The organism is Enterobacter sp. Ap-867, assembly GCF_011752855.1.
Classification (GTDB): Bacteria; Pseudomonadota; Gammaproteobacteria; order Enterobacterales; family Enterobacteriaceae; genus Cedecea.
In genome coordinates this window covers 41588-53668 of sequence record NZ_VWWS01000001.1, presented here as the reverse complement: position 1 = coordinate 53668, position 12081 = coordinate 41588, and the positions used below count along the sequence as shown (strand labels likewise).

8 protein-coding genes are annotated in these 12081 nt (G+C 56.5%); 2 read left to right on the top strand and 6 right to left on the bottom strand.

Features of this window, described 5'->3' with window-relative positions:
• Positions 1-179: 179 nt before the first annotated feature.
• Positions 180-1370 (top strand): NO-inducible flavohemoprotein, encoded by a 1191-nt coding sequence (gene hmpA / locus F3J26_RS00290; RefSeq protein ID WP_166990428.1) that lies wholly within the window; start codon positions 180-182, stop codon positions 1368-1370.
• 71 nt (positions 1371-1441) lie between these two features.
• Here hmpA and glnB read toward each other — a convergent pair whose 3' ends face one another.
• From glnB to purL, 5 genes are all read right to left on the bottom strand, one after another.
• Entirely contained in the window at positions 1442-1780 is a 339-nt protein-coding gene (gene glnB, locus F3J26_RS00285; protein ID WP_002438074.1) for a nitrogen regulatory protein P-II, read from the bottom strand.
• A gap of 66 nt (positions 1781-1846) precedes the next feature.
• Complete coding sequence (gene glrR, locus F3J26_RS00280; RefSeq protein ID WP_008459460.1) at positions 1847-3184, bottom strand: two-component system response regulator GlrR; 1338 nt, start codon at positions 3182-3184, stop codon at positions 1847-1849.
• Entirely contained in the window at positions 3181-3930 is a 750-nt protein-coding gene (qseG, locus tag F3J26_RS00275) for a two-component system QseEF-associated lipoprotein QseG (RefSeq protein ID WP_237717588.1), read from the bottom strand. The genes glrR and qseG overlap by 4 nt, the downstream gene beginning before the upstream one ends.
• A gap of 4 nt (positions 3931-3934) precedes the next feature.
• Entirely contained in the window at positions 3935-5371 is a 1437-nt protein-coding gene (locus F3J26_RS00270; RefSeq protein ID WP_166990426.1) for a sensor histidine kinase, read from the bottom strand.
• Positions 5372-6020: 649 nt separating this feature from the next.
• Entirely contained in the window at positions 6021-9908 is a 3888-nt protein-coding gene (gene purL, locus F3J26_RS00265; RefSeq protein ID WP_166990425.1) for a phosphoribosylformylglycinamidine synthase, read from the bottom strand.
• Positions 9909-10156: 248 nt separating this feature from the next.
• Between purL and mltF the strand changes: the two genes are divergently transcribed.
• The gene (mltF, locus tag F3J26_RS00260) at positions 10157-11707 is read left to right on the top strand and encodes a membrane-bound lytic murein transglycosylase MltF (protein ID WP_166990423.1); all 1551 of its coding nucleotides are present in this window, start codon (positions 10157-10159) and stop codon (positions 11705-11707) included.
• Here mltF and tadA read toward each other — a convergent pair.
• Complete coding sequence (gene tadA, locus F3J26_RS00255) at positions 11598-12068, bottom strand: tRNA adenosine(34) deaminase TadA (protein WP_286175196.1); 471 nt, start codon at positions 12066-12068, stop codon at positions 11598-11600. The two genes, mltF and tadA, sit on opposite strands and share 110 nt — an antisense overlap.
• Positions 12069-12081: the final 13 nt, after the last annotated feature.

The following is a 12081-nucleotide window of genomic DNA, read 5'->3' as shown; positions in this document are numbered from 1 at the left end:
GCTTCAACGCAATAAACCCTGCATCTCTTTGCCGGATATTTCTTCATCAATACTATGCGTATTTTTCACGTTCTGTGAGCTCAGTCGTTAACAACGATAACCCATTTACAACATAAGGCCATTTCTATAAGATGCATTTAAAATGCAATTTATACACTACGCTGTTTATGGAGACCGCCATGCTAGACGCACAAACCATCGCCGTTGTTAAGTCGACCATCCCTCTGCTGGCCGCGACCGGGCCTAAACTTACCGCCCACTTTTATGAGCGCATGTTCAGCCACAACCCTGAGCTGAAAGAGATCTTTAACATGAGCAACCAGCGCAACGGTGACCAGCGTGAAGCGCTGTTCAACGCCATTTGCGCCTATGCTTCCAACATCGAAAATCTGGCCGCCCTGCTGCCCGCGGTAGAGAAAATCGCCCAGAAACACACTACCTTCCAGATTAAACCGGAGCAGTACAACATTGTGGGCGGCCATCTGCTGGCGACGTTAGACGAGCTGTTCAGCCCGGGGCAGGAAGTGCTGGACGCATGGGGAAAAGCCTACGGCGTTCTGGCGCAGGTCTTTATTAACCGTGAATCAGAAATTTACCAGGATAACGCCGCTAAGCAGGGTGGCTGGGAAGGCACGCGTCCCTTCACTATCGTAGAGAAAAAAGAGCAAAGCTCACTGATCACCAGCTTCGAACTTGCCCCGTTAGACGGCGGCCCGGTGGCAGATTATCAGCCGGGGCAATACCTCGGCGTCTGGCTGAAACCTGTTGGTTTCCCGCATCAGGAAATTCGTCAGTACTCTTTGACCCGCCAGCCGAACGGGAAAAGTTATCGCATTGCCGTGAAGCGTGAAGAGAAAGGTATGGTCTCAAACTGGCTGCACAATCATGCTCAGGCGGGGGATCGGGTGCATCTGGCTTCACCGGCAGGCGACTTCTTTATGGACGTAAAATCGAACACGCCGGTAACGCTGATTTCCGCAGGCGTCGGCCAGACGCCGATGCTCTCGATGCTGGACACGCTGGCGAACGGCGGCCATCAGGCACAGGTCAACTGGCTGCACGCCGCCGAGCACGGGGATGTGCATGCGTTTAGCGAAGAAGTGGCAGGGCTTGGCGCTCAGTTGCCGAAATTTGAAAGCCACGTCTGGTACCGTGAACCCTCCGCAGAGGATCGTGCTCAGGCGCGCTTTGACCGTGAAGGACTGATGAATCTGCTGGAAATCGAAGGGAAGTTAAGCGATCCGGCGATGCAGTTCTATCTCTGCGGCCCGATCAACTTTATGCGTTTTGCGGCGGAACAGCTGGTGAAGATTGGCGTGAATAAAGACAGCATTCACTATGAGTGCTTTGGCCCGCACAAGGTGATGTAGTTTAGTACGGATGCCCCTCACCCCGGCCTCTCCCCAAAGGGGCGAGGCCGGGGTGAGGGGAAAAATCTAAATCAAATCGCCGCGTCGTCTTCTTCGCCGGTACGAATACGCACCACGCGCGCCACATCAAACACGAAAATCTTACCGTCACCGATCTTGCCGGTCTGGGCCGTACGGATAATGGTGTCCACGCAGGTATCAACGATATCGTCGGTCACCACAATTTCAATTTTTACTTTCGGCAGAAAGTCCACCATGTATTCGGCACCGCGGTACAGCTCGGTATGCCCTTTCTGACGGCCAAAACCTTTGACTTCCGTCACCGTCATGCCGGTAATGCCCACTTCAGCCAGCGCTTCGCGCACATCATCCAGTTTGAAAGGTTTAATAATCGCATCAATTTTTTTCATGGTATTACCGGTGTCCCCGCGCGGCGTTTTGTACTGTTAGTAATCGGTTGCTCACACTACCACAGCCTACTCTTTAAAGTCATTGGCCTCGAGTTCATGCCTGGCCAGTAATTTATAGAATTCAGTTCGGTTACGCCCCGCCATGCGTGCGGCATGGGTGACATTTCCTTTGGTAATTTGCAGCAGCTTACGCAGATAGTTTAGTTCGAACTGGTTACGGGCTTCGACAAATGTCGGCAAGGCGGTGTTTTCGCCTTCCAGCGCCTGCTCCACCAGCGCTTCGCCAATCACCGGGGCTGAGGTCAGCGCCACGCACTGCTCAATCACGTTCACTAGCTGACGTACGTTGCCCGGCCAGCTTGCGGTCATCAACCGCTTCATGGCGTCGGTGGAGAAACTCCGAACGAAAGGTTTATGCCTGTCGGCGGACTGGCGTAACAAATGATTCGCCAGCAGCGGAATATCTTCGGCACGTTCATGCAACGCAGGAATTTTCAGGTTCACAACGTTGAGGCGGTAGAAGAGGTCTTCACGAAACTCCCCGCGCTCCATGGCTTTCGGCAAGTCCCGGTGCGTGGCGGAGATAATCCGCACGTCGATGTCCAGATCGCGGTTGCTGCCCAGCGGGCGAACTTTTCGCTCCTGCAAAACGCGCAGCAGCTTAACCTGCAGCGGGATAGGCATATCGCCGATCTCATCCAGAAATAGCGTTCCACCTTCTGCCGCCTGGAACAGGCCTTCGCGGCTGCTCACCGCCCCGGTAAAGGCTCCGCGAGCGTGGCCGAACAGCTCTGACTCAAGCAACTGTTCAGGCAGCGCGCCACAGTTAATCGCAATAAACGCTTTTTTGCTGCGCGGGCTGGCGTTGTGTATCGCCTGGGCCAGAATCTCTTTCCCGGTGCCGCTTTGGCCGTTAATCAACACGCTGACGTCCGACTGCGCCACCATGCGTGCCTGCTCGAGTAAACGCTGCATAATCGGGCTGCGGGTCACAATGGTGTCGCGCCACATGTCATCGCCAGCGATGACGGTATGCTCAAGCGCGTTGTCGATGGCCTGATAAAGTGCGTCTCTGTCCACCGGTTTGGTGAGGAAGCTGAATACACCCTGCTGGGTCGCCGCCACCGCGTCAGGAATAGAACCGTGCGCAGTCAGGATGATCACCGGCATCCCCGGCTGGCCTTTTTGGATCTCCGCGAACAGCGCCATGCCGTCCATTTCGTCCATCCTGAGATCGCTTATCACCAGGTCGATTTTTTCCCGTGCCAGGACTTTCAGCCCCTCAGCCCCGCTTTCAGCCGTGGTGACCGTATAGCCCTCGCTCGACAGGCGCATTCCCAGCAGCTTTAACAGGCCGGGATCATCATCCACTAATAGTAAGCGCGCGGGTTTCCTTTGCGTCATGGTTTTGCCTCCGGCTGCGATTTGTTTGAAGCGCCGCTATCGTCGTCGTCATTGTCATCCGTGCTGTGCGTGCCGGGCACCAGATTGCTTCCCGGCTTGCGGCTGGAAAGCTGACGCTCAATGTCGGTCAGATTTTCCAGCTTGCGCGTAGTGAGATCGAGCTGGCTGCGAAGGCGCTGCTGCTGCTCTCGCAGCGTATCCAGCTCGCCGTCGGTTGACTGCTGCAGCTTGCTGTAGCGCGTGCGCTCATCCGAGAGTTTAAGCTGAGACTGTTGCCCGTCGCGCCAAATCTCAAACAGAGAACGTACCTGCACAGGCACTTCGCTGGTCATGGTCTCGAGCTGGGTCATGTAGCGGCGGCGCTCGGTCGGGGTAATTTTAGCCGTAGACAGCAAAATGCCGCGCTTAAACGTGTCCTGCCAGGTTTCCGCTGGCCACTGGCGGGCTTCCGCGCGGGCTTCTGCCGGTGACAGGCGCTGGGCGCAATCCATACCGCGAAGCCAGTAAAGCGGGTTACTGCTGACGTCATGCCCCGTGAGATCCCATATTTCGGTGCAGTCCGTGGACAGGTAATCAGGGATTTGTTGTTCTGGAATATGCGGTTTGTGGGCCTCATCCAGGCTGCTGGACACCCTTGCGGGGGCGCAGCCTGTCAACAGCGTCGCGCCAACCAGCGCCCCAGATACCCAGCAAATCAGGCGAGTCAAAGACCCGCGGCGCGGTTCACGCAATAAAAGTACTTTCATCGTTTTAATCATTCTCAGGGAAAACCGGTAATTCGATACGGAAGCACACTTCCGCGCTGTTAGCGTTGATCAGGCTAAGTTTTCCGTGCATACGTCGAATGCAATCCCTGGCGATACTTAACCCCAGCCCACTTCCCTTTACGGAGCCCTTCCGCTGGTGGCTACCCTGGAAGAAAGGCTCAAAAATCATCTCTTGTTCCGTGGCCGGAATCGGCTCGCCGGTATTCGCGACCTCAATGTACAGTATCGTGCCCACCTGCAAACTCCGGAGATAAATGGTACCGGATTCACTGCCATAGTGCACCGCATTGGAGTAGAGATTATCCAGTACGCTCATCAGCAGCGTCGCCTCTGCGAGGCAGGCTTTTGGGCTCAATTGAATGTCGGTATGCATCATTTTAGCCCTCGCCGGCAGACTGTGGGCAGAGATAACCATCTCCACAATCGGGGCCAGTTCGACCCTTTCCAGCGTTACCGTTCCGTCCGCCAGCTTGCGGTTATAGTCCAGCAGTTGTTCAATCAGCTTTTGCAGGTGGCGGCTGCTGTTGTCCAGGATAGCGACGACCTCTTTTTGGTCGGCATTGAGCGGCCCGGCAACCTGGTCAGCAAGCAGTTCAGTCCCCTCTCTCATACTGGCGAGCGGCGTTTTTAATTCATGGGAAAGATGGCGGAGGAACTCGTGGCGCTGGGATTCAAGCCAGGACAGGCGTTCGCTTAACCAGACAATGCGCTGCCCAACGGAACGCAGCTCACGCGGCCCTTTAAAGACCTCGCTGTTGCCCAGCGAACGCCCTTCCCCCAGCCGGTTAATCATCCGTTCGATGCCTTTAACCGGGCCGATAATCATGCGGGTGAAGATGATGACCAGCCCCAGGCTGAGCAGAAACAGCACCAAGGCCTGCCAGCCGAAGAACTGGCCTCGCTCAGCAATTTCCTGCTGCAGCTGCTGTCCACGAGAGAACACCACCGCCCGCGTGGCCTGCACCATCTCTGCATTGGTTGAGGCGAATTGTTCCAGTTGGTTTGCCGCAGGCGCTTCCGGCCCGCTGTTTTTACATTTGAGTTCAGCCAGATCGCTCAAAGACTGGCTGAGCGATTGGTAGAGTTTCGGATCGGGTAATACGGAGGCGTGGGCTTCAAGCATTTGAGCATAGCGCTGACGCTGCCCCTGATACAGCTGGGCAAGACGTGAGTCATCGAGCACGCAATATTGACGGTAGCTCCGCTCCATTTCCAGCGCGACATTAGTCATCGCTTCACTGCGGCGGGCATCGGTCAACGTGGTGCGGTTGGTCAACGCGGCCTGAGCGCTCAGGGCGTTAAGGCTTTGCCACGCCTGCCACGCAAGCACCAGCAGCGGTACGAGCACCAATAAAAAGGCCATCATGACAAGCTGGCGCAAAGATCGAGGGAAAAAATGCCACTGGTTCAATAGCTTCATCTCACATTACCTGTATGACACGATGCTAGCCGCGATTGCGCGTGGTGGAAAGGTGCGATTCCCGGAAACAACAAAGGCAGGGTCAAAAACCCTGCCTTTGTTTAGGAATTAGGCGGCGCCTTACTCAACGTTTCGCCCGGAGCATGATAAGCCGAAAGGCATTTATCAAAAATCGGACGGCAGGCACCTTTTTGTGCGTCATTCGGCGGTTTATGTAGTCTGTCTGAAAAGACGCTGACATAAGAGATTGAATGAGCCACTGAGCGTTATTAAGCAGATATCATGCCAACTTTACAAGTTTAAATTTAACTCATTGTTTTAAATATAATTACGAAGGGATGCAGGAGGATATATTGTGCGTATTTTTTGTTCTCTATGTCGCCATTTCACAACACTCTTTAACCCAGTCAATTACATCATTAAAAATCAATGAGTTAAATGTCTCTTTTTAGCGACACTTTAAAAGTGAAGGTGTCGGGGTTTAGTGACAAAAAAAGCCCCTCGCCCTGGCCCTCTCCCCAAAGGGGAGAGGGAACTGGATCGGAGCCTGCCTGCTGTTTTCCCACCCTCTAAAAGCCAGGGGACTGGATCGGAGCCTGCCTGCTGTTTTCCCCCTCTCCCTTTAGGGAGAGGGTCGGGGTGAGGGTAATCAGCCCAGTTGCTTACGTGCGTTGCGGAAAATACGCATCCACGGGCTGTCTTCGCCCCACTCTGCCGGGTGCCAGGAATTACTCACGGTACGGAACACACGCTCAGGGTGCGGCATCATGATGGTCACGCGCCCGCTTTCGTTGCTCACCGCGGTGATGCCGTTCGGCGAACCGTTCGGGTTAGCCGGGTAGGTCTCGGTCACGTTCGCGAAGTTATCCACGAAGCGCAGCGCCACCAGCCCTTTGCTTTCAAGCGCGGCGAGATGAGCGGCATCACGCACTTCCACACGACCTTCGCCGTGAGAAACCGCGATAGGCATATGGGAACCGGCCATGCCCTGCAGCAGCAGCGACGGGCTGGAGGTCACCTCAACCAGGCTGAAGCGCGCTTCAAAGCGATCGGACTGGTTACGCACGAAGCGCGGCCACAAATCACTGCCTGGGATCAGCTCACGCAGGTTAGACATCATCTGGCAGCCATTACAAACGCCAAGCGCCAACGTTTCCGGGCGATGGAAGAAGGTTTCAAACTCATCGCGCACGCGAGCGTTGAACAGGATGGACTTCGCCCAACCTTCACCCGCGCCCAGCACGTCACCATAAGAGAAGCCGCCGCACGCCACCAGCGTATGGAAGCTTTCCAGCCCGGTACGGCCCGCCAGCAGGTCGCTCATATGCACGTCGATGGCGTCAAAGCCCGCACGGTGGAAGGCGGCCGCCATCTCAACGTGGGAGTTAACGCCCTGCTCACGCAGGATGGCCACTTTAGGACGAGCGCCCGTCGCGATAAACGGCGCAGCAATATCTTCTTTGATATCGAAGCTCAGCTTCACGTTCAGGCCAGGATCGTTATCGTTCGCCTTGGCGTTGTGCTCTTCATCCGCGCAGTCTGGATTGTCACGCAGACGCTGCATCTGCCAGGTGGTTTCTGCCCACCACATACGCAGCGTGGTGCGGCTTTCGCTGAACACAGCGTGCCCGTCAGCGCTAATAGTGAAGCGGTCGCCTTCGACAGCTTTACCGAGGTAATGCACGCAGTCAGCCAGGCCATGCTTAGCCAGCAGCGCCTCAACGGCTGCGCGCTCCTCAGCGCGAACCTGGATCACGCCGCCCAGCTCTTCGTTAAACAATGCAGCAAGGCGATCGTTACCGAGACCGGCGATATCAACCTCAACGCCGCAGTGGCCGGTAAAGGCCATTTCCGCCAGCGTCACCAGCAGCCCACCGTCGGAACGGTCGTGCCAGGCCAGCAGTTTGCGATCCGCCACCAGTGTCTGCATTGCGTCCCAGAAACCTTTCAGTTGCTCAACGCTACGAACGTCCGCAGGCTTATCGCCCAGTTGACGGTAAACCTGGGACAGCGCGGTCGCGCCCAGCGCGTTATGGCCTTTGCCTAAATCGATCAGCAGCAGGGAGTTGTCTTCGGTGCTCAGCTGTGGCGTCACGGTGCCGCGCACGTCTTCCACGCGGGCAAACGCGGTGATCACCAGCGACAACGGAGAGGTCATCTCGCGCTGCTCGTTACCTTCCTGCCAGCGGGTTTTCATCGACATGGAGTCTTTACCCACCGGGATGGTGATCCCGAGAGCCGGGCAAAGTTCTTCGCCAACGGCCTTCACCGCTTCATACAGGCCGGCATCTTCGCCAGGGTGACCGGCTGCGGCCATCCAGTTTGCGGAGAGTTTAATGCGCTTCAGGGAGCCAATTTGGGTCGCGGCGATGTTCGTTAAGGCTTCGCCCACGGCCAGACGACCGGATGCCGCGAAGTCCAGCAGGGCCACCGGCGCACGTTCACCGATAGACATCGCTTCGCCGTAGTAGCTGTCCAGGCTGGCGGTAGTCACCGCGCAGTTGGCGACTGGGATCTGCCACGGGCCAACCATCTGATCGCGGGACACCATGCCGGTTACCGTGCGGTCACCGATGGTCACGAGGAAGGTTTTTTCAGCCACGGTCGGCAAATGCAGAACGCGTTTCACCGCATCGGCAATAGAAATTTCGCTGCTGTTGAAGGCATCGCCTTTGGCTTTCAGCGTCTCAACGTTACGCTCCATCTTCGGCGTTTTGCCCAGCAGCACGTCCAGCGGCATGTCGATAGGCTGGTTATCAAAGTGGCTGTCGTTGAGCGTCAGGTGCTGTTCGGTGGTGGCTTCACCAATCACCGCATACGGCGCGCGCTCGCGGCGGCAAAGTTCATCAAACAGCGGCAACTGCTCTGGCGCAACGGCCAGCACATAGCGCTCCTGAGATTCGTTACACCAGACTTCGAGCGGACTCATGCCCGGTTCGTCGTTAAGAATATCGCGCAGCTCGAAGCGGCCACCGCGTCCGCCATCGCTGACCAGCTCAGGCATGGCGTTAGACAGGCCACCCGCGCCAACATCGTGGATAAACAGGATTGGGTTGTCGTCGCCCATCTGCCAGCAGCGGTCGATCACTTCCTGACAGCGGCGCTCCATTTCAGGGTTGTCGCGCTGCACGGAAGCAAAATCTAAATCCGCATCGGACTGGCCGGAAGCCATTGACGAAGCCGCCCCGCCGCCCAGGCCGATGTTCATTGCCGGGCCGCCCAGCACAATCAGCTTCGCGCCAGGGGTGATTTCGCCCTTCTGGACGTGGTCGGCGCGGATGTTGCCGATCCCGCCCGCAAGCATGATAGGTTTGTGGTAACCGCGCAGCTCCACGCCGTTGTGGCTGTTCACCTGCTCTTCATAGGTACGGAAGTAGCCGGTCAGCGCCGGACGGCCAAATTCGTTGTTAAACGCAGCCCCACCCAGAGGGCCTTCGGTCATGATATCCAGCGCGGTAACGATGCGGTCTGGCTTGCCGAAATCCTGCTCCCACGGCTGTTCAAAGCCCGGAATACGCAGGTTAGACACGGAGAAGCCCACCAGGCCTGCTTTTGGCTTCGCGCCACGCCCGGTCGCGCCTTCGTCGCGGATTTCACCGCCTGAGCCAGTTGCCGCGCCCGGCCACGGAGAGATAGCGGTCGGGTGGTTGTGAGTTTCAACCTTCATCAGGATATGCGCGTCTTCCTGGTGGAAGTCATAGCGCCCTGCTTCACGGTCGGCGAAGAAGCGGCCGACGGCGGAACCTTCCATCACCGCCGCGTTGTCTTTATAGGCAGACAGCACGTAATCCGGCGTTTTCTCGAAGGTGTTTTTGATCATTTTGAACAGCGACTTCGGCTGCTTCTGCCCGTCAATAATCCAGTCGGCGTTAAAGATCTTATGGCGGCAGTGCTCGGAGTTCGCCTGAGCAAACATATACAGTTCAATGTCGTTCGGGTTGCGGCCAAGCTTGTTGAACGCATCCTGCAGGTAGTCGATTTCGTCTTCCGCCAGCGCGAGGCCAAGGCGAATGTTCGCTTCCACCAGCGCATCGCGCCCTTTCCCGAGCAGATCAACGCTCTGCACCGGGGCCGGCTGCTGCTGGGTAAACAGCTGCTGTGCATCGTTCAGAGAGGTAAACACGCTCTCCATCATGCGGTCGTGCAGCAGAGCGGCAACGTCCTGCAACTGCTCAGCGGTCAGCGTGCTGCCGGTAACATACCAGGCCACACCGCGCTCAAGGCGTTTAATCTGCGGCAGGTCACAGTTGTGGGCGATATCGGTAGCTTTTGAAGACCAGGGGGAGATGGTGCCGGGGCGCGGAGTCACCAACAGCAGGGTGCCTTCCGGCGCATGCTCTGCGAGGGTTGGACCATATTTCAACAGCCGCTGCAGGCGGGCAAGCTCGTCAGCGTTCAGCGGCGCCTCAAGGTCGGCAAAATGAACATACTCGGCATAAATATCGCTTACCGGGAGGTCAGCATCGTTGAAACGGGCCAGGAGTTTGTTAATACGAAATGCCGAAAGAGCAGGCGAACCACGCAGAATTTCCATCATTAAAGATCTCTCGTCTTCAGGGCGAAGGGGGGAAAACGGGCGTCATTATAGAGAATCCTCCGCCGCGACGAAACCGTTTGCGTAGAAATAACAGCAGAAGTTTTTATTGCACGAAAAGTAAACGATATATTCTTAAAAGTTGCTTACTGGCGTTTTCTTACGCAAAATGCGCCTCATTCACTCACGGGGTTCAGACAAATCATGGTTATTGTTGGCTAAGGCTCATCCTGCTGCAGAATGTTATCTATTTGAAAAGAATAAAGATTAATTATCTGCTTATCGGTATCGTCACCTTGTTGCTGGCAGTGGCTTTATGGCCCTCCATTCCAGGTTTCAATCAGGCCGAAAACCGTATCGCCGCGATCAAAGCGCGGGGGGTTTTGCGCGTCAGTACCATTTCATCGCCGCTGACCTGGACGATAATTAACGGCAAGGCAACGGGCCTCGATTACGAACTCGCAAAACAGTTTGCAGACTACCTGGGCGTGAAGCTGTTAGTGGTCGTGCGGCCAAACATTAACGCGCTGTTTGATGACCTGGACAACGACAACGCCGACCTGCTCGCCGCCGGCCTGGTGTATAACTCTCGCCGCAGCAGCGACTACCAGGCAGGGCCGACCTATTATTCCGTGTCACAGCAGATGGTCTACCGCGTGGGTAGCCCGCGCCCCAAATCTCTCGGCGGCGTCAAGCCATCGCAGCTGGTGCTTTCTTCGGGCCAGGCGGTGGTGAGCGATCTCCAAAAGCTAAAAGACGCTCAGTACCCCGACCTGAGCTGGAGCATTGACGCCAAACAAACCAGCAACCAGCTCTTGCAGCAGGTGATTGACGGCAATATCGCGTTTACCATCTCAGACTCCATCGCCATCAGTCTTTTCCAGCGCGTGCATCCTCAACTGGCCGTTGCCCTGGACGTCACGGATGAACAACCGGTCACCTGGTTCTCTAAACGCGATGGCGACGACAGCATGAGCGCCGCGCTGCTCGATTTCTATAATAAGATCAGCAGCGACGGCACGCTGGCAAGGGTTGAGGAGAAATACCTGGGCCATATTGGCGATTTTGATTACGTCGATACCCGAACCTTCCTGAACGCGGTGGATGCCGTTTTGCCGGAACTCCAGCCGCTGTTTGAAAAGTACTCCGACGACATTGACTGGCCGCTGCTGGCTGCCATTTCCTATCAGGAATCCCACTGGGATACTCACGCGACTTCGCCGACGGGCGTGCGCGGGTTAATGATGCTGACAAAAAATACGGCCCAAAGTCTCGGCATCACCGACAGGCTGGATGCCGAACAGAGCATCAGCGGCGGCAGCCGGTATCTGAAAGATATGATGAGCAAGGTCCCGGCCACGGTACCGGAGTACGAGCGTATCTGGTTCGCGCTGGCGGCCTATAACATGGGCTATGCGCACATGCTGGATGCCCGTCAGCTAACGGCCAAACAGAAAGGCAACCCGGACAGCTGGGCCGACGTGAAAACACGCCTGCCGTTGCTGAGCCTGAAGCCTTATTACAGCAAAACAACCTATGGATATGCTCGTGGACACGAGGCTTACGCGTATGTAGAAAACATCCGCAAGTATCAGCTAAGTCTGGAAGGGTATTTGCAGGAGAAACAGAAGAAGGCGATCCAGGCTGATAAATTTGCCGAGGCTTACCCTGCGGTTGCCCCGGTGGAGCTGACTAGTCCGTCTTACGGGCCTTTTCCTTTAGGGCCTTTTTCTCCAGGCGACGAGCACGAAAAAAATCGCTCAGCATGGCTGAGCACTCTGTCGCGAGCACCCCTTCACTGACCTGCACCTGATGGTTCATGCCGGGGTGGCCGAGCACGTCCATCAGCGAGCCTATCGCCCCGGTTTTAGCGTCACGCGCCCCAAACACTAAATGGCCAATGCGGCTATGCACCATCGCCCCCGCGCACATGACGCAAGGTTCGAGCGTGACATAGAGCGTGGTATCCAGCAGACGGTAATTTTGCAGTACCAGACCGCCCTGACGCAGCGCCATGATCTCCGCGTGAGCCGTAGGATCGTGGCGACCTATAGGGCGATTCCAGCCTTCACCTATGACCTGATTATTGTGTACCAGCACCGCACCGACGGGCACTTCGCCTTCATCCCAGGCTCGTTGAGCGAGGGTCAGGGCGTGGCGCATCCAGTGTTCATGG